Raw genomic sequence first — 18,061 nt, 5'->3', positions numbered from 1 at the left:
TCCTGCCGGCCCGGCCGCGGTGGTGCCTGCGGTCGTGTTGGTCGCTGCGGCGGCGGTGGGGCTCAAAGTTCGCGCTCCCCCATAAGACCGGCCGCGCCCTTGGCGAGCATCTCGTCGGCGAGCTCGTGGCCGAGGGCCACGGCTTCGTCCCGGGATGCGGGGGTCGGACCGGTGATGGACATCTGCACCAGCGAGGAGCCGTCGGTGGTCCCGACGACACCGCGCAGGCGCAGCTCGGTGATGTGCCCGTCGACGACGGGATCGGCCAGCGCGCCCACGGGCGCGGAGCAACCGGCCTCGAGAGCGGCGAGCAGTGCGCGCTCGGCGGTCACGGCGGCCCGGGTGAACGGGTCGTCGAGCTCGGCGAGCACGGAGACGAGCCCTGCGTCGTCCGCAGGGCACTCGACGGCCAGCGCTCCCTGTCCGGGAGCGGGCAGCACGATGTCGGGGGAGATCAGCTCGGTGGCCTCCGCGAGGCGGCCCAGCCGGCTGAGTCCGGCGGCGGCGAGCACCACGGCGTCGAGGTCGCCTGAGGCAACGTATCCGATGCGCGTGTCGACGTTGCCGCGGATCGGCACGGTCTCGACGCGCAGCCCCATCGAGCGGGCCCAGGCGTTCAGCTGCGCCATGCGGCGCGGCGAACCGGTGCCGATGCGGGCGCCCCGGGGGGAGGCGGCCAGCTGCTCGAAGGTGAGGCCGTCGCGCGCGATGAGCGCGTCGCGCGGGTCCTCACGGAGCGGGACCGCGGCGAGGGTCAGGCCCTCGGGGTCGGCGGTCGGCAGGTCCTTGAGGGAGTGGACGGCGAAGTCGATCTCGCCGCGCAGCAGCGCGTCGCGCAGGGCGGAGACGAAGACGCCGGTGCCGCCGATCTGCGCCAGGTGCTCGCGCGAGACGTCGCCGTAGGTGGTGATCTCCACCAGCTCCACGTCACGACCGGTGATCCGGCGGACCTGCTCGGCCACCATGCCGGACTGCGCCATCGCCAGCGCGCTGCGCCGGGTTCCCAGTTTCAGTGCGGTTGGGCTCGTCATGCCCGCCCTCGATTCGAGTCACTCGTTGCTGAAGCAGCCGACGCCACCGGCGTGACGGCCGCGGCAGCGGAGGGGATCACCGGTGTGCGCGGTGAGTCGGCCCTGCTGACCGCGGCGACCGCCTGGGGGTCCAGGTCGAAGAGTTCGCGCAGCGCGTCGGCGTACCCGGCGCCGCCGGGCTCTCCCGCGAGCTGCTTGACCCGCACAGTAGGCGCGTGCAGGAGTTTGTCGACGACGCGGCGCACGGTCTGGGTGACCTCCGCGCGCTGCCGTTCGTCCAGATCGGGGAGGCGGCCGTCCAGGCGCGCCAGTTCGGAGGCGACCACGTCGGCGGCCATGGCGCGCAGGGCCACGACGGTCGGCGTGATGTGCGCGGCACGCTGGGCGGCGCCGAAGGCGGCCACCTCAGCCGAAACGATCTTTCGCACCTCGTCGACGTCGGCCGCCATCGGGGCGTCGGCCGCGGCCGCGGCGATCGTCTCCAGGTCGGTGACGTGGGCGCCGTCCAGGGAGTGCACCAGCGGGCCGATGTCGCGCGGCAGGGCGAGGTCGAGCATCCCGATGGGCGCGACGGGCTCGCCGTCGGAGCGCAGGGCCCGGGAGAGCGTGGCACGGGCGACGGTGTCGGCGGTGAGGACCAGTCCGGTCGCCCCGGTGCAGGACACGACGATGTCGGCGTACGACAGCTCGCCGGCCAGGTCGTCCATGGGCGCGGCGCGGCCGCCGACGCTCTCGGCGAGGCGCTCGGCGCGCTCGAACGTACGGTTGACGACCACGATCTCGCCCGCCCCCGCGCGGGCGAGGGTGGCCGCGGCGAGCGAGCTCATCGAGCCGGCGCCCACGACCAGCGCGCGCTTGCCCTTGCCCCATTCCTCGAAGGGGACGCCGCCGACGGCCTGGGCCATCTGCTCCAGACCGAAGGTGACCAGCGACTGCCCGGCCCGGTCGATCCCGGTCTCGGAGTGCGCGCGCTTGCCGACCCGCAGCGCCTGCTGGAACAGGTCGTTCAGGGACCGGCCCGCGGTGTGCAGCTCCTGGCCCAGGCCCAGGGTGTCCTTGAGCTGGCCGAGGATCTGGCCCTCGCCGACGACCATGGAGTCCAGGCCGCAGGCGACCGAGAACAGGTGGTGGACGGCCCGGTCCTCGTAGTGCACGTACAGGTGCGGGGTCAGCTCGTCGAGGCCGACGCCGCTGTGCGTGGCGAGCAGCGTGGACAGCTCGGCGACGCCGGCGTGGAACTTGTCGACGTCCGCGTACAGCTCGATGCGGTTGCAGGTGGACAGCACCGCGGCCTCGCTGGCCGGCTCGGCGGCCATGACGTCCAGCAGCAGCTTGCCCTTGGTGTCCTCACCGAGCGCCGCGCGCTCCAGGACGCTGACGGGGGCCGTGCGGTGACTCAGTCCGACGACGAGGAGGCTCATGCCGGCATCACGGCGGGGACGTCCCCGTCAGGTCCCGGACGGCGGCCGCCGTCGCGGACCGCCTTGGCCGCCACCGGAGGCGCCGTGAGGCTGCTCTCCAGCTCCTCGCCGGCCTTCCGCTGCTCGTGGAAGGCGAGGATCTGCAGCTCGATGGAGAGGTCGACCTTGCGGACGTCGACCCCGTCGGGGACGGTCAGCACGGTCGGCGCGAAGTTGAGGATCGAGGTGACCCCGGCGGCCACCAGGCGGTCGCAGACCTCCTGGGCGGCCCCGGCCGGCGTGGTGATCACGCCGATGGACACCTGGTTGTCCTCGACGATGCCCTCCAGCTCGTCCGCGTGCCGCACGGGCAGCCCGGCGATGAGCCGGCCGGTGAGCTGGACGTCCGCGTCGATGAGCGCGGCGATGCGGAAACCGCGGGAGGCGAAGCCGCCGTACCCGGCGAGCGCGGCCCCGAGGTTTCCCATCCCGACGATGACGACCGGCCAGTCCTGGGTGAGGCCCAGTTCACGGGAGATCTGGTACACGAGGTACTCGACGTCGTAGCCGACGCCGCGGGTTCCGTAGGAACCGAGGTAGGAGAAGTCCTTGCGCAGCTTGGCGGAGTTCACACCGGCGGCGGCCGCGAGTTCCTCCGAGGAGACGGTGGGCACCGATCGCTCGGACAACGCGGTCAGGGCCCGCAGGTACAGCGGGAGCCTGGCGACGGTGGCCTCGGGAATCCCTCGGCTGCGGGTCGCCGGTCGGTGAGTTCGGCCAGTTGCCACGATGCTCCTGCGGGTAGAGCTGGGCTGCGAGCGGCACCCGTCATTGGGACCGCCCCGTGGACGCCAGGCTATGTCTTTGTGAACGCGTGCACAAAGATGGTGTCCGATTTGCCCAGGGGAAGTGACCGGCATCACGCACCCCCATTACGGACATAAGAAACCTTCTGCTGCGACGGAACGTTCCACGCCGGAGCCCGGTCCGCGCCCCGGCGCCCCACCCACAGCGCGTCCGCCCCGGCCAGTTGCGGCCACTCGACCGCCGCCGCGCGCCCCAGCGCCTTGTCCGCCTGCGCGGGTCCACCCGGGTGGTCCAGGACGTACGAGGCGAACAGCCGGGCCGTCGTGCGGGCGTCCCCCAGCGCCGTGTGCGCGGTCCAGCCGGTCAGCCCGGCGGCCTCGGCGCACGCCTGCAGGCTCAGGCCGCCCGGCGCGGGCTCGCGCAGCGCGGCCATCCGCATGGTGCACAGTTCGGGGACGACGGGGAACTCCACGCCGAGCCGGGCGTACTCCGCCGCCAGGAAGGCGCGGTCGCAGCCGACGTTGTGCCCCACCAGCACCCTGCCCCGCAGCAGCCCCAGCAGCCTCGGGGCGATCTGCCCGAACAGCGGGGCGTCGACCGCCTCGACGTGGCGGGACTCGATGCCGTGGATGTGGGTGGGGCCGACCGGCCCCTCGGGGTCGACGAGGGTGGAGAACTCGCCCTCGTGGCCGAAGTCGCGGTCGAGCAGCACCACCGCCAGCTCGACCACCCGGTGGCGCCGCGAACTGGAACCGGTGGCCTCCAGATCGACCACGGCGAAGCCGCCGCGCGTCTGAATTCTGCCCGGGAGCACGCAGTCACCGTCCTTGCTCACGCACCCCCGCCGTTACACAAAACGCCTTGATGGTAAACGAGCACCCGCGTCCAGAGGAACACGCGCAAATCGCCCACCTGTCGCATCAGGGCCCTCAGGCGCCCAGCCCGCGCCGCAGCCGGCCCTCGTCGACACGCCAGAACGTGTGCTGTTCGCCGTCGATGAGGACGACCGGGATCTGCTCCCAGTAGCGGTCGTGCAGTTCCCCGTCGCGCGTGATGTCCATCTCCTCGAAGCGCGCGCCCAGGTCGTCGACGACCCTGCGGATCACCGTCCGCGCGTCGTCGCACAAGTGGCAGCCGGGCTTGGCGATCAGCGTCACCGTCCGGCCGGCCGGGTCTTTCCTGGCATTGCGGGCTTCACGTCCGAACAGAGGGCTCATGCCGGCCATTCTGCCTCCGTCAACCGCCGACCCGCGGTAACACCCTCGTCGCGAGGAGTTCATTCACCTGCTCCATCGGTGCACCGGAGTTGCCCAACGGACTGGCTATGCTCGCCCCATGGCCGCTCTGCGATGGCTCACCCCCCGTAAGCGCTCCGCCACCGCGCGCAGCGTGCTGGCCGGCGAGGCCGCGGCGGAGGCCGCGCTCGCGGCACCCGCGCAGGAGAAGGACGACCGGGCGGGCGCCCCCGCGTTCCCAGTGGTGGGCGATCCGCACGCGGCCGCCTTCTTCGACCTGGACAACACCGTGATGCAGGGCGCCGCGATCTTCCACTTCGGGCGCGGCCTGTACAAGCGGAAGTTCTTCCAGAGCCGCGACCTCGCGCGCTTCGCCTGGCAGCAGGCGTACTTCCGCATCGCCGGGTCCGAGGACCCCGAGCACATGCAGGAGGTGCGGGAGAGCGCGCTCACGATCATCAAGGGGCACCGCGTCGAGGAACTCATGTCCATCGGCGAGGAGATCTACGACGAGTACATGGCGGACAAGATCTGGCCCGGCACCCGCGCGCTCGCCCAGGCCCACCTCGACGCCGGCCAGCGGGTCTGGCTGGTGACGGCCGCCCCGGTGGAGACGGCCACGATCATCGCCCGCAGGCTCGGCCTCACCGGCGCCCTCGGGACCGTCGCCGAGCACGTCGACGGCGTCTACACCGGCCGGCTGGTGGGCGAGCCGCTGCACGGCCCCTCCAAGGCCGAGGCCGTGAAGGCGCTCGCCGGCGCGGAGGGACTCGAACTCTCGCGCTGCGCCGCGTACAGCGATTCGTCGAACGACATCCCGATGCTGTCGCTCGTCGGACATCCATATGCGATCAATCCCGATACGCGTCTGCGCAAGTACGCCCGCGAAAAGGGCTGGCGGCTGCGTGATTACCGTACGGGCCGCAAGGCGGCGAAGATCGGCATCCCGGCGGCCGCCGGCGTGGGCGCCGTGGCGGGCGGTGCGGCCGCCGCGATGGCCCTGCAGCGCCGTCGCCGCTAGGGACGCGGGCGACACGCCCGGGTCCCCCTCTGGCGCCCCGTCAGTTCACGGTGAGCCACACAGCCACAACACGCTCTCCACGCGAGCATTTCACGACGCTATGTGGTCAACACCGTTTCAGTGTTCGATAATTACTCGATCACCATTCCGCCAGAGAGTGGGCGGAACCGACGATTTCAGCAACTCGGTGTAGCGTCGCCTGTACGAAGCGTTATTCTCCTCAGACGCAAGCCGGTACCCACACGTCCCTACGACGGGTGAACGGTTCCGTACTGCACGTGATGGAAGTTCTGCCTCTGGGAGTCCCGTGTACCCACACACCGGGGTTGACGCCTCTGGCCTGGCTACGCTGCGCGCACTGGTGGCTGAGCACCTGCTGCGCGTCGTCCCCGCGTACGCCGTGCCCGTCCCCGCACTCGCCACGGCGGCAGCGCCCGCCGGCCGCGCCTACGCGCTGGCCGACGGTCGGGCCACGGTCGGCAGACGATCCCGCAACGCCCAGCAGACCGACCGGTCCACGGGCGCCACCCCGCGCCGGCCGGCGGCCGACAGCGACAGCGGACGCATGATGGACCTGGTCGAGCGCGCCCAGGCCGGCGAGACCGAGGCCTTCGGCCGGCTGTACGACCACTACTCCGACACGGTCTACCGCTACATCTACTACCGCGTCGGGGGAAAGGCCACCGCCGAGGACCTGACCAGCGAGACCTTCCTGCGCGCCCTGCGCCGGATCGGCACCTTCACCTGGCAGGGCCGCGACTTCGGCGCGTGGCTGGTCACCATCGCGCGCAACCTGGTGGCCGACCACTTCAAGTCCAGCCGGTTCCGGCTGGAGGTGACCACCGGGGAGATGCTCGACGCCAACGAGGTCGAGCCCAGCCCGGAGGACTGCGTCCTGGAGGCGCTGTCCAACGAGTCGCTGCTCAGGGCCGTGCGCAAGCTCAACCCCCAGCAGCAGGAGTGCGTGACGCTGCGCTTCCTGCAGGGGCTCTCGGTCGCGGAGACGGCCCGCATCATGGGCAAGAACGAAGGCGCGATCAAGACCCTGCAGTACCGGGCCGTACGGACCCTCGCCCGGCTGCTCCCCGACGACGCGCGATGAGCGCGATGGATGGATCTTCATCTTGCGACTGCCTCCACGGTCCGATCATCATGACTGCGTAACCCAACTCGGGCGGCACTCGTTGCATCACATGCGGACCCCCCAATGCCGTGCCCTGCCCGCTTCCGATCACTCGATCGGGTGGAAAGGCTCAAGGTGCACAACCTTGAAGGCACTACGGGGAGTCGAGGTGGATGACGAGAGGAGGTGCCGCCCGTGATCGCGAATCCAACGGCGCACCGGCGGGCCAACGCCTTCGCCGACGCCCTCGAGGGCGAAGGCCCCCAGACGGGCGCCGGCGTACAGCACGGCGCCCACGCCGCGGACCGGCATGCGGATCCGGACCAGGGCACGTTCCTGGCCCTGGCGGACGCCCTGCAGGACGTGCCGCGGCCGATGCTGGACCCGGAGACCAAGACCGTCCAGCGTGCCCAGTTGATCGCCGCCATGGAGGCGGCGCTCGCCGACGGCACCCTGACGGTTCCCGTACAGCGCGACGGCGGACGGGGCGCACACCGCGCCGGCGGCCGCGGTCTCGGCAAACTGAAGCCGCGCTCGGCGTGGTCGCGCAGGCTCGCCGCCGGCGGCCTCTCCGTGGGCGTGGCGGCCGGTGCCCTCGGCGGCGTCGCCGCCGCGAGCACCGATGCGCTGCCCGGCGACACCCTCTACGGCCTCAAACGGGGCATGGAGGACATGCGCCTCAACCTCGCCGACGACGACGCCGACCGTGGCAAGGTCTATCTCGACCTCGCCTCCACCCGGCTCCAGGAGGCCCGCCGCCTCATGGAACGCGGCCGGGGCGGTGATCTCGACGACGAGTCCGTGGGCGAGATCCGCAAGGCGCTGTCCGGGATGCAGCAGGAGGCCTCCGAGGGCCATCGGCTGCTCGCCGCCGCGTACCGCAAGGACGGTTCGCTGCGGCCGATCGAGACGCTCTCCGCGTTCTCCAGCAACCACCGCAGGGGCTGGACGGAGCTGCGCGGCCGGCTGCCCTCCCGGCTCGACGACGTGGGGAACAAGGTCACCTCCGTCTTCGACGCCATAGAGGACGAAGTGGCGCCGCTGCAGAAGCTGTTGCCGCCCGACACCGGCGCCGGCCACAGTGACGGCCGCGGTGTCCCGGGCGGCGGAAACCGCTCCGCGAGCGGCACCCGGGGGCCCTCGCCCTCGGTCAGCGGCTCCGCGAGCGGCTCGGCCGACGAGCGCGGCGGCGACAAGGCCAGCCCGTCGGCGTCCCGCAGCGCGGACAGCGGCCTCATCGGCGGCACGGGCGATCTGCTCGACCCCCCGCCGAGCGGGGGCAGCTCCCCGGGCGGCGACGGCACCCAGCCGTCGGTCACCCTCCCGCCGCTGCTGCCCGGACTGCTCCCGGGCCTCGGGCTGAGCGCCGAGGACGACAGGGACGACTGAGCGGGACCTCACATGGTGGGCCGGGGCGTCACGCCCCGGCCCACCATGGGTTCCGGCCCCCGCGAGCCGGCGGCAGCCCCGGAGGCCGGAGGCCGAGGCTCTAGAAGAAGACAGAGCGGCGCTGCACCAGCAGCTTGTAGAGGGTGTGCTGGATGGTCTCCCGCACCTGGTCGGTCAGATTGAAGACCAGCATCGGGTCCTCGGCCGCCTCCGGCGCGTAGCCGTCCGTGGGGATCGGCTCGCCGAACTGGATCGTCCACTTCGTCGGCAGCGGCACCATACCCAGCGGCCCGAGCCACGGGAACGTCGGCGTCACCGGGACGTACGGGAAGCCCAGCAGCCGGGCCACCGTCTTCGCGTTGCCGATCATCGGGTAGATCTCCTCCGCGCCCACGATGGAGCACGGCACGATCGGCACCCCGGTCTTGAGCGCGGTCGCGACGAAACCGCCCCGCCCGAAGCGCTGCAGCTTGTAGCGCTCGGAGAAGGGCTTCCCCAGCCCCTTGAAGCCCTCGGGCATCACACCGACGACCTCACCGCGTTCCAGCAGCAGCTGGGCGTCCTCCGCGCAGGCGAGGGTGTGCCCGGCCTTGCGGGCCAGCTCGTTGACGAGCGGCAGCATGAACACCAGATCCGCCGCCAGCAGTCGCAGGTGCCGCCCCGCGGGGTGGTGGTCGTGGACGGCGACCTGCATCATCAGGCCGTCCATCGGCAGTGTCCCGGAGTGGTTGGCCACCACCAGGGCGCCGCCCTCGGCCGGGATGTTCTCGATGCCCTTCACCTCGACCCGGAAGTACGACTCGTACAGCGGCCGGAGCAGCGACATCAGGACCTGGTCGGTGAGCTCCTCGTCGTAGCCGAAGTCGTCGACCTCGTAGTCGCCGGTGATCCGGCGGCGCAGGAAGGCCAGGCCGTGCGCCACCCGGCGCTCCCAGGGTTTCCCCAGCAGCCGGTCCGCGGCCGAGCCGAGCGCCGCCGCCAGCGGGCCGCCCGGACTACCCGGAGTACCGCCCGGGGTGCCGCCGGGATGCCCCTCAGCGCCCTCCGGAGCGGTCTGTGCGCCCTCGGACGCCCCATCCGCACCACCGGTGCCGGGGGTGTCCGCGGAGGCCGTCACGGCGCCTTCGACGGCGTCGGCCTCGTCCGCGGCCGCGGACCGCGTGGCCCGCTCCTCGACCGGCAGCGCGGCCACCGCGTTCCCGGCGTCGCCGCCCGCCTTGCCGCGGGCCGCGGCCCGCCCGCGCGAGCGCGGCGCCCCCCTCCGCGTCCGCGTGTCCTCGTCGAACGGGATGACCTTGGCGTCCGCCATGGTGCGGTTCCTCCTCGCAGCAGTGCTCACGAGCTCAGTCCTCGGGGGCCGCCCGCGGGGACCAGGGCGGCGAGCCGGTCGACGGCCTCCGCGAGCCGATCGGGCGGCAACAGGCCGGGGCCGCGACTGCGGGCGAAGTCGCTGAAGGTCTCGGCGGTGGTGTACTTCGGGGCGAAGCCGAGCGTCTCGCGCATCTGCGTGGTGTCCACGACCCTGCCGTGGGTGAGCAACCGGATCTGCTCCCGCGAGAAGTCGGTGACGCCGGCGGTGCGCAGCATCTGCCCCACCCACGTCACCGCGGGCAGCAGCACCGGCACCGTGGGCTTCCCCAGCCGTCGCGCGGTCTGCGACAGCAGGAGCACCCCGTCACCGGCGATGTTGAACGTGCCGCTGTTGATCGTCCCGTTGCGCTCGTCGCGCAGGGCCAGCATGAGGACGTCGACGACGTCGTCCTCGTGGACGAACTGCAGCCGCGGGTCGTAGCCGAACACGGTCGGCAGCACCGGCAGCGCGAAGTACTCGGCGAGGGGCGTGTCGGCCCGCGGGCCCAGGATGTTGGCGAACCGCAGAACCGATACGGCAACATCCGGACGGCGCCGTGCGAAGCCGCGCACATAGCCCTCGACTTCGACCGCGTCCTTGGCGAAGCCGCCGCTGGGCAGCGACTTGGGCGGCATGGACTCGGTGAAGACCGCGGGATCGCGGGGGGCGGAGCCGTACACGCTCGTGGTGGACTTCACCACCAGGCGGCGCACCGTCGGGGCCTTCTGGCAGGCGCCGAGCAGCTGCATCGTGCCGATGACGTTGGTCTCCTTGACCGCGGTCCGGCTGCTGCGACCGGGCAGCGTGCCGCTGACGTCCATGTGGACCACCGTGTCCACCGAGTGCTCCGCCAGCACCTTCGCGATCATCGGGTGCCTGATGTCGGCACGGACGAACTCGGCACCGCCCAGTTGGTGTGTGGGCGGCATCGTGTCGACCGCGATCACCCGGTCGACGTCGGGGTCGCGCATCACACGTCGTACCAGCCGGCCGCCGAGCTGGCGGGCGACTCCGGTCACCAGCACCACTTTGCCCAAGATCAGCGCCTTCCCTCGCACCGCATGTACGCACCGTATCGGTTCGTTGTTGCGCCGTGATGACGCCCGAACGTACGAGCACCGTCGAGGAGCCCGCCCGGCGGCCCCGGGAACGCCGCTGCCCTCCCGCCCCCACGGTCCGTGGGGGCGGGAGGGCAGCGAGGTGCGACGCGTAGCTCGCTTACTTCTTGTTGCGACGCTGCACACGCGTACGCTTCAGCAGCTTGCGGTGCTTCTTCTTGGCCATACGCTTGCGCCGCTTCTTGATGACAGAGCCCACGACTACCCTCGCTTCGTTTTCACTCGGTGCGGGGCGTCCGAGCCCACACGACCTACGTCGGCTCAGCCTACCCGTCCGCAAGCGCCGAGCAGAAACCGAGGCGGTCGTCAGGCAGTTTCCCCCACCCCCACGTAGGACTCCCGAAGATAGTCATGGACGGCCTGCTCCGGCACCCGGAAGGACCTCCCCACCCGGATCGCCGGCAGATGACCGCTGTGCACCAGCCGGTACACGGTCATCTTGGACACTCGCATCACCGCGGCGACCTCTGCCACGGTCAGGAACACGACCTCGTTGAGAGGCCTCTCGCTTGAAGCCATGACACACCTGAACCTTCCGCACATGACGGGCACCGGCTTCCCCTCCGGTGACTCCCTCTCGCACGTGCGCTCCTCCCCAGATTAGGTGCGCATGATGCAAGTGGGGAAGAGGAGTAGCGATCGGTTGACTACTGTGACAGACACGCTCGATTGAGTACATAGCGCGTAAGCGGTCGGTAGTAATCGGACCGCACAGCGTCATCAAGCGGAACCACGGCCGAGACCCTGCCCTCCGTCTCGGCCACGAAAACCGCCGGGTCGTCCGAATCGGCCAGTCCGATGGCCTCGATGCCCAGCTGACCTGCTCCGCAGACCCAGCCGTGGTCTCCCACCACGAGGCTCGGCAGCAGCCCCCCGCGTCCTGCCGCACCGGCCAGCGCGGCCCGAACCGGGAGCGGGGAGTGTGTGTGTACCGCCGGCGCACCACGGGCGCCCTCACCCGGCGCATCACGGACCGTCGCGACTCCCCCTACGTACCAGAGGTTGTACGTGCGTAGGCCGAATTGCGTCGCCATGTCGATACATCGGCCATGCGATGGGGTGAGGACGGGGCATCCCGCCGCCGACAGGGCGGCCGCCAATCCGGCGTAGAATCCGAGCAGGCGATGCGGGTGACCAGTACCGATGAGTACGGGCTCCCTGCGCTGCGCGGCCTCCTTCAACCGGACGGCGAAGGCCTCGAGCCCCGCCAGCGTGCGGTCCGGGTCGATCACATCCTGCCCGGAAGTGTGCCCCGGGTCAGGCGAAACCCCACATCGGTCGGCCATCAACCGCAGAAGACCGGACTGCGTCCAGGACCGCGCCGGCTCCAGCCCCAGGGTCTGCCGCGGATCGCCCGCCACGAACAGCCGATAGCTGCGCAGGCTCTTCTCCCGCGGTGTCGCCACGACCCCCGCGATCCCCGCCCCCACCAGATGCGCCCGCAGCGCGGCAAGTGTCACCACGTGCCGATGGTGGCCCTCACCGCCCCCTCACGTGCCGGAACGGCCCGAACATCACTCCCGAGGGGCGGTTGTTCGGGTCGGCGCCCCCGGCGGAGCCCTCCGTACAATTCAGGCATAGAGCGCGACAGCGACGGGAGGGTCTCCCGTGGCCGACACCTCCGCGGGCGCGGACGAGTTCGACTACATCGTGGTGGGGGCGGGATCCGCGGGATGCGTGCTCGCGGCCCGCCTCTGCGAGGACGACGCGGCCCGTGTGCTGCTCCTCGAGGCCGGCGGAGCCGACCGCCCCCCGCAGGTCTCCGTCCCCGCGGCCTGGCCGAGCCTGCTCGGCACCCGGCTCGACTGGGCGGACCGCACCGTACCGCAGACCGAGACCGGCCTCGTCGTACCGTGGCCCCGCGGCCGCGGCCTGGGCGGCAGCTCGGCCGTCAACGCCATGAACTTCCTGCGCGGCCACCCCTCCGGCTACGACGCCTGGGCCGCCGAGGGCGCCGACGGCTGGGGCTGGGACGACCTGCTGCCCTGCTTCCGCCGCAGCGAGGACCTGACCGGCGTCCCGGACCGCGACCCGGAACTGCGCGGCATGGACGGCCCCCTGCGCGTCGGCCCTGCCACCGACCGCCACCCGCTCGCCCGGGCCTTCCTGCGTGCCGCGGTCGAGGCCGGCCACCGCGAGGCGCGCGACCTCACCGGCGGCCTGGAGGAGGGGTTCGGCTGGGGCGACCTCAGCATCGCCGACGGCGTACGCCAGGACGCCGCCACGGCCTACCTGCGCCCGGCGCTACGCCGGCCGGGCCTCCACGTGGTCACCGGAGCCCTCGCGCACCGGGTGCTCCTGGCCGGCGACCGCTGCACGGGCGTGGAGTACGCCGTCGACGGCGAGCCGCGCACGGCCCGCCGCTCCCCCTCCGGGCAGGTCGTCCTGGCCGCGGGCGCGGTCGGCACCCCGCAGCTGCTCATGCTCTCCGGCATCGGCCCCCGCAACCACCTGCGCCACTGGGGCATCCCCACCGCCGTGCACCTGCCGGGCGTCGGCTCCCACCTGCTGGACCACGTCCTCTCCGGCGTCGTCGTACGGGCCGCCCGCCCCGTTCCGCCCGGCGCCAACAACCACGGCGAGGTCCAGGGCCTGATCCGCACCCGGCCCGAAGCGCCGGGCCCCGACGTTCAGTTGCACATCGCCGACGTCCCGATCCGCGAGGAGAGCCTGCCGGGGCCCGCCGTCGGCGAAGGCTGGACGATCATGGTCGCCCTGATGGCGCCGCACGGCCACGGAACGGTCCGGCTCTCCGGCACCGCCCCCGGCGCGCCACCGCTCATCGACCCCCGCTACTACGCCGACGTCCGCGACCTCGACACCATGGCGCGGGGCCTGGACGCCGCCCGGGAGCTCGCCGCCGCCCCCGCCCTGGCCGAGTGGTACGGCGAGGAGGTCCTCCCCGGCCCGGACACCACCGGCACCACCGAACTGCGCGCCTACCTGCGCCGCAACCTGCGCTCCTACAACCACTACGCCGGCACCTGCCGCATCGGCACCGACGCCTACGCCGTCGTCGATCCCGAACTGCGGGTACGCGGCGTCGACGGCCTGCGGGTGGCCGACGCGTCCGTGATGCCGGGCCCGGTCTCCGCCAATACGAACGCCACCGTCTACGCCATCGCGGAACGCGCGGCGCAGCTGCTGCGCACCGGCGCCTGAGCCCATTCCCGTGGGGATCCGGTCGTACCTAGGGCAGCAGCCCGTGCAGCGGGAAGACCGCCCGCCGGGTCGCCAGGATCGCCTGGTCCAGCCGGTCCGCCGGGTCGTACCCCGCGTCGTGGAAACCGCTGAACGCCGCGTCCCGGCCGTCCGTCATCCACAACGGCCCCATCTGGCGCGTCCTGCGGTACACCTCCGCCCGCCACTCCTCGGGCGTCGCCGTCTCCGGCGCGACCGGCTGCCCCGCGGCGATGCCCACCAGGTGCGCCCACGTCCGGGGCACCACGTCCACCACCGCGTATCCGCCCCCGCCCAGGGCGACCCACCGGCCCTCGGCGTGCTCGTGCGCCAGGCCGTGCAGCGCCTCCGCCACGGCCCGCTGCGCGTCCAGGCTCACCGCGAGGTGCGCCAGCGGGTCCTCGAAGTGCGTGTCCGCGCCGTGCTGGGTCACCAGCGCCTGCGGCCGGAAGGCCGCGAGCAGCTCGGGGACGACCGCGTCGAACGCCCGCAGCCAGCCCTCGTCCCCGGTGCCGGCCGGCAGCGCCACGTTCACCGCGCCGCCCTCCGCCGCCGGGCCGCCGGTCTCCTCCGGCCAGCCGGTCTGCGGGAAGAGCGTGCGGGGGTGCTCGTGCAGCGAGATCGTCAGCACGCGCGGATCGTCCCAGAAGGCCGTCTGGACGCCGTCCCCGTGGTGCACGTCCACGTCCACGTACGCGACGCGCTCCGCGCCCAGCTCCAGCAGCCGGGCGACGGCCAGCGCGGCGTCGTTGTAGACGCAGAAACCCGAGGCCATCCCCGGCATCGCGTGGTGCAGCCCGCCCGCGAAGTTCACCGCGTGCGTCACCTCGCCGCGCCACACCGCCTCGGCCGCCCCCACCGACTGGCCCGCGATCAGCGCCGAGACCTCGTGCATGCCCGCGAACGCCGGGGTGTCCTCGGTGCCGAGGCCGTACGCCAGTTCCGTCATGGCCTTCGGGTCGGCGGAGGCGCGGCGCACCGCCGCCACGTACTCCGCGTCGTGCACCAGGCACAGTGTCGAGTCGCCGGCCACGGGGGCCGCGGTGACGGTGAGCGCCCGGTCCAGTCCGAGCGCCCGGACCAGCCCCATGGTCAGTGCGAGCCGCACCGGGTCCATCGGGTGGCCGCGACCGAAGTCATAGCCCGTTACCTGCTCGTCCCACATCAGCTGTGCGCGGCCGCTCATGGTCGACACCGTATCGGGCGGGCTCCGTCCCGAACGAGCGGGCGTACAGCAGCGTCGCCGCCACCAGCAGCATCGGCACAAGCATCGCCCCCCGGTAGCTCCAGGCATCGCCCAGGGCCCCCACCAGGGGGGAACCGACCAGGAAACCCACGTAGTTGAAGATGTTCAGCCGCGCGATCGCCGTGTCCGAAGCCCCCGGGAACAGCCGCCCGGCAGCCGCGAACGTCTGCGGCACGATCACGCACAACCCCAGACCCAGCAGCGTGAAACCCGCCATCCCCACCCACGCGCCCGGCGCGGCCGCGACCACCGCGAAGCCCGCTGCCGCCACCAGCGCGCCCGTACGCACCACCGCGGCCGCCCCGAACCGCCGCACACCGAGGTCGCCGACCGAGCGGCCCAGCAGGGTGGTGACCATGTAGACGTTGTACGGGACGGTGGCCAGCTGCTCGGAGCCGCCGAGCACGTCCTGCAGGTACTTCGCGCTCCAGTTGGAGACGGTGGAGTCGCCGATGTACGCGAACGCCATCACCAGGCACAGCGGGAGCAGCAGCCGCATCGCCACTGGAGCCGCGGCGGCCGTGGCCGTGGCCGTGGCGTCATGTGCCTCCGTCTTCCGGTCGACGTACCAGCGGCTGGCGACCAGCGTCAGCGGGATCAGCACCGCCACCACCGGCCCGTACAGCACCGCCAGCGACAGGTGCCAGTGCGCTCCCGCCCAGGCCAGCGACGCCCCCAGGATGCCGCCGAGACTGTACGCGGCGTGGAAGCCCAGCATGATGCTGCGCCCGTACGCACGCTGCAGGCTCACCCCGAGCATGTTCATGGACGCGTCCAGGGCGCCGACGCATATCCCGAACACGGCCAGCGACGCGGCAAGTTGCCACAGCGCGTTCCCGGCACCGGCGCCCAGCAGCGCCAGGCACACCACCGGTTGCACCCAGCGCAGCACCACACTCGGCCGCACCCGCTTCACCAGGTGCTCGGTGGCGACACTCCCCACGCCCGCCAGCACGGGCACCGCGGCGAGGAACGCCGGCAGCAGCGCGTCACTGACGCCGTACCGGTCCTGCAGCGCCGGGATCCGGGTCACCAGCAGCGCGAAGGCCGCCCCCTGTGCGAAGAAACCGACGGCCAACGAGGCCCGTCCATGACGCAAACCGCCGCCGAAGCCCTCCATGAGCGTGCAGCGTAGGGCCGCGAGCTACGGACGGGTAGATCGATCACACGAACAGTTTCGCGGGCAGCTCCGCCATGTCCCCGAACAGCTCCCGCGCCCCCGCCAGTTTCTCCGCGGGCGTCATCGCCGTGAACGCGTAGGCGTCCATCCCGGCCGCCACCGCGGCACGCACCCCGAGCGGGCTGTCCTCCACCACGGCGCACCGCTCCGGCGCCACGCCCATCGTGCGCGCCGCGTGCAGGAACAGGTCGGGCGCCGGCTTCCCGCGTCCCACGTCCTGCGAACTGAAGATCCGCTCCTCGCCGAAGTACCCGTACAACTCGGTCTTCTTCAGCGCGACCCGGATCCGCTCGTGGCTGCCGGAGGACGCGACGCAGTACGGGACACCGTCCGCCGCCAGTTTCCCCAGCACGGTCACCACACCGGGCACCGGCTCCAGTTCACGCCGGAAGCCTTCGAAGACCCGCGCGTAGTACGTGGCGTCGAAGTCCGCGGGCAACTGCCGGCCCGTGCGCTCCGCCACCAGGTCGTGGACGCGGTGCATCGCCGCACCCATGTAGTCCCGGACGGACTCCTCATAGGTGGTGGGGTGGCCCAGCTCCGTCAGCAGGCCCGCCAGAATGCGGTTGGAGAGCGGCTCGCTGTCCACGAGCACGCCGTCGTTGTCGAAGATGACCAGGTCATAGCGCACCGCCCCACTGTAGTCGGGCACCGGATCCGGCCGGTCCGGGCTGAATCCACCCGTCCGCCGGCACCCCTCGCCCATCATGGACGGCCGACGGGGCACCGCGTCCCGGCGGAAGGGGGACATCCTTGAGACGCCGAAGCTTCCTCACACTCGCCGGGGCGGGCCTGACCGCCCTCGTCACCCCGGCCGCCCCCGCGGTCGCGGCCGCCGTCGCAGCCGGACCGCGCATCCACGTCCTCGACACGCTCCCCGGCGGCAACGGGCAGGTCCACGCCCTGGGCCACCCGGGCATCGCGGGCGGATCCAGCGGCAACGCCCCGGTCTACTGGACCGGACGCAGCGTCCACCGCGTCCCGTTCCCGGCCGCTTACGGCTACGGAACGGGAGAGGTCAGCGCCGTCAACCGGCACGGACTGATGGTCGGCACCGTGCTCTTCCCCTCTTGGGATCACGCCGTCGGCTTCAGTTACCGGCAGGGCCGGCGCACCGCCACGATCCTCCCGAACAGCCTGACCGCGAACGACGTCAACGACCACGGCCGTATCGTCGGCACGGGCGAGAACCACACGGCGTACGTCTGGCACCGCGACGCCGTGGAGCGCGAACTGCGGTCCTCCAGCCCGTTCTCCTCCGTGTGGAGCGCCGTCAGCATCAACAACTCCGGCACGGTCGTCGGCGCCGACGGCGACGGCGCCGTGGTCTGGCCCGCGGGAACCGACGAACCGGCCCAACGCCTGCTGCCCACCGAGCTTCCCGAGGGAGTCTCCTACGCCCCCGCCGCCGTCGACGAACACGGCCGCATCGTGGGCAGCGCCGGCGACTTCTTCTCCGACAGCCAGTACGAGACCTACTGGGACCCGCCGTACACCGCGGATGGCATACGCGTCCCCGGTCTGCCGGGTTACTACAACGAGGGCTACTTCCGGGCGATCAGTCCCACCACGGGCCTCGTCGTCGGCGGCGCCCCGACCAGTTTCGGCTCTCCGCCCGGATACCCGCCCGGCACCGCCGAGTTCTGGACCGGCACGGGGCCGATCCGCGCGCTGCCCCGCCTCCAGGAGGACGGCGACGCGGATGCCTTCGCCGCCGCCGACAACGGCAGGGTGGGCGGCTGCGCCGTCCGCGACGACGTACTGAAGCCGGTCATCTGGACCGGAGTGCGCTGAACGCAGAAAAGCCCCGGCCCCCGAGTGATTAAACTCGGGAGCCGGGGCTCAATATTTGTTCGGCGGCGTCCTACTCTCCCACAGGGTCCCCCCTGCAGTACCATCGGCGCTGAAAGGCTTAGCTTCCGGGTTCGGAATGTAACCGGGCGTTTCCCTAACGCTATGACCACCGAAACACTATGAAAC

Annotated in this window: 18 protein-coding genes and 1 rRNA gene; 5 read left to right on the top strand and 14 right to left on the bottom strand. The window is 72.0% G+C overall.

Annotated elements, in window-relative coordinates; translation table 11 throughout:
- Positions 1–62 precede the first annotated feature (62 nt).
- The 5 genes from hemC to CHF15_RS25995 all read right to left on the bottom strand — a co-directional run bounded on the left by hemC (position 63) and on the right by CHF15_RS25995 (position 4,464).
- Entirely contained in the window at positions 63–1,031 is a 969-nt protein-coding gene (gene hemC / locus CHF15_RS26015; protein ID WP_089226317.1) for a hydroxymethylbilane synthase, read from the bottom strand.
- A complete protein-coding gene (locus CHF15_RS26010) occupies positions 1,028–2,452 on the bottom strand; it encodes a glutamyl-tRNA reductase (protein ID WP_089226316.1) in 1,425 nt (474 codons plus the stop codon). The genes hemC and CHF15_RS26010 overlap by 4 nt, the downstream gene beginning before the upstream one ends.
- On the bottom strand, positions 2,449–3,219 hold the full coding sequence (locus CHF15_RS26005) for a redox-sensing transcriptional repressor Rex (protein WP_089226315.1): 771 nt from the start codon (positions 3,217–3,219) through the stop codon (positions 2,449–2,451). Before CHF15_RS26005 ends, CHF15_RS26010 begins: the two co-directional genes overlap by 4 nt.
- Before the next feature lie 131 nt (positions 3,220–3,350).
- Positions 3,351–4,073 carry a 3'-5' exonuclease gene (locus CHF15_RS26000; RefSeq protein ID WP_245939049.1) on the bottom strand — a complete coding sequence of 241 codons (723 nt, stop codon included), beginning with the start codon at positions 4,071–4,073 and terminating at the stop codon, positions 3,351–3,353.
- Positions 4,074–4,167: 94 nt separating this feature from the next.
- The gene (locus CHF15_RS25995; protein WP_089226314.1) at positions 4,168–4,464 is read right to left on the bottom strand and encodes a glutaredoxin family protein; all 297 of its coding nucleotides are present in this window, start codon (positions 4,462–4,464) and stop codon (positions 4,168–4,170) included.
- A gap of 109 nt (positions 4,465–4,573) precedes the next feature.
- Here CHF15_RS25995 and CHF15_RS25990 point away from each other — a divergent pair, with 109 nt between their 5' ends.
- The 3 genes from CHF15_RS25990 (at position 4,574) to CHF15_RS25980 (ending at position 8,006) form a co-directional block, all read left to right on the top strand.
- Complete coding sequence (locus CHF15_RS25990; protein WP_089226313.1) at positions 4,574–5,494, top strand: HAD family hydrolase; 921 nt, start codon at positions 4,574–4,576, stop codon at positions 5,492–5,494.
- A gap of 307 nt (positions 5,495–5,801) precedes the next feature.
- On the top strand, positions 5,802–6,596 hold the full coding sequence (locus CHF15_RS25985) for an ECF subfamily RNA polymerase sigma factor, BldN family (RefSeq protein ID WP_026250935.1): 795 nt from the start codon (positions 5,802–5,804) through the stop codon (positions 6,594–6,596).
- Between the two features lie 216 nt (positions 6,597–6,812).
- Positions 6,813–8,006, top strand: a complete 1,194-nt coding sequence (locus CHF15_RS25980; RefSeq protein WP_089226312.1) for a DUF5667 domain-containing protein — start codon at positions 6,813–6,815, stop codon at positions 8,004–8,006.
- Between the two features lie 100 nt (positions 8,007–8,106).
- On the opposite strand, the gene CHF15_RS25975 is transcribed toward CHF15_RS25980, so the two are convergent.
- The 5 genes from CHF15_RS25975 to CHF15_RS25955 form a co-directional block, all read right to left on the bottom strand.
- Positions 8,107–9,315 carry a lysophospholipid acyltransferase family protein gene (locus CHF15_RS25975; RefSeq protein ID WP_089226311.1) on the bottom strand — a complete coding sequence of 403 codons (1,209 nt, stop codon included), beginning with the start codon at positions 9,313–9,315 and terminating at the stop codon, positions 8,107–8,109.
- 26 nt (positions 9,316–9,341) lie between these two features.
- Positions 9,342–10,394 carry an NAD-dependent epimerase/dehydratase family protein gene (locus CHF15_RS25970; RefSeq protein WP_089226310.1) on the bottom strand — a complete coding sequence of 351 codons (1,053 nt, stop codon included), beginning with the start codon at positions 10,392–10,394 and terminating at the stop codon, positions 9,342–9,344.
- A gap of 181 nt (positions 10,395–10,575) precedes the next feature.
- Entirely contained in the window at positions 10,576–10,674 is a 99-nt protein-coding gene (locus CHF15_RS25965) for a 30S ribosomal protein bS22 (protein ID WP_003948845.1), read from the bottom strand.
- A gap of 107 nt (positions 10,675–10,781) precedes the next feature.
- Positions 10,782–10,994 carry a helix-turn-helix domain-containing protein gene (locus CHF15_RS25960; protein ID WP_018558718.1) on the bottom strand — a complete coding sequence of 71 codons (213 nt, stop codon included), beginning with the start codon at positions 10,992–10,994 and terminating at the stop codon, positions 10,782–10,784.
- Positions 10,995–11,122: 128 nt separating this feature from the next.
- A complete protein-coding gene (locus CHF15_RS25955) occupies positions 11,123–11,938 on the bottom strand; it encodes a phosphatase (protein ID WP_089226308.1) in 816 nt (271 codons plus the stop codon).
- A 145-nt stretch (positions 11,939–12,083) separates the two neighbouring features.
- Between CHF15_RS25955 and CHF15_RS25950 the strand changes: the two genes are divergently transcribed.
- Positions 12,084–13,637: a GMC family oxidoreductase gene (locus CHF15_RS25950; protein ID WP_089226307.1), complete on the top strand. Its 1,554-nt coding sequence runs from the start codon at positions 12,084–12,086 to the stop codon at positions 13,635–13,637.
- A 28-nt stretch (positions 13,638–13,665) separates the two neighbouring features.
- Here CHF15_RS25950 and CHF15_RS25945 read toward each other — a convergent pair whose 3' ends face one another.
- The 3 genes from CHF15_RS25945 to CHF15_RS25935 are packed head-to-tail and all read right to left on the bottom strand — an operon-like array spanning position 13,666 to position 16,712.
- Entirely contained in the window at positions 13,666–14,841 is a 1,176-nt protein-coding gene (locus CHF15_RS25945; protein WP_089226306.1) for an acetoin utilization protein AcuC, read from the bottom strand.
- Complete coding sequence (locus CHF15_RS25940) at positions 14,792–16,021, bottom strand: MFS transporter (RefSeq protein WP_089226305.1); 1,230 nt, start codon at positions 16,019–16,021, stop codon at positions 14,792–14,794. The genes CHF15_RS25945 and CHF15_RS25940 overlap by 50 nt, the downstream gene beginning before the upstream one ends.
- A gap of 43 nt (positions 16,022–16,064) precedes the next feature.
- A complete protein-coding gene (locus tag CHF15_RS25935; protein WP_089226452.1) occupies positions 16,065–16,712 on the bottom strand; it encodes an HAD family hydrolase in 648 nt (215 codons plus the stop codon).
- A 122-nt stretch (positions 16,713–16,834) separates the two neighbouring features.
- Between CHF15_RS25935 and CHF15_RS25930 the strand changes: the two genes are divergently transcribed.
- Positions 16,835–17,875 carry a hypothetical protein gene (locus CHF15_RS25930; RefSeq protein WP_089226304.1) on the top strand — a complete coding sequence of 347 codons (1,041 nt, stop codon included), beginning with the start codon at positions 16,835–16,837 and terminating at the stop codon, positions 17,873–17,875.
- A 57-nt stretch (positions 17,876–17,932) separates the two neighbouring features.
- Here CHF15_RS25930 and rrf read toward each other — a convergent pair.
- A 5S ribosomal RNA gene (gene rrf, locus CHF15_RS25925) occupies positions 17,933–18,049 on the bottom strand.
- Between the last annotated feature and the right edge of the window lie 12 nt (positions 18,050–18,061).

The organism is Actinacidiphila glaucinigra, from assembly GCF_900188405.1.
Classification (GTDB): Bacteria; Actinomycetota; Actinomycetes; order Streptomycetales; family Streptomycetaceae; genus Actinacidiphila; species Actinacidiphila glaucinigra.
The sequence above is the reverse complement of the archived record's forward strand: the minus strand, read 5'-3'. Positions and strand labels throughout refer to the sequence as shown.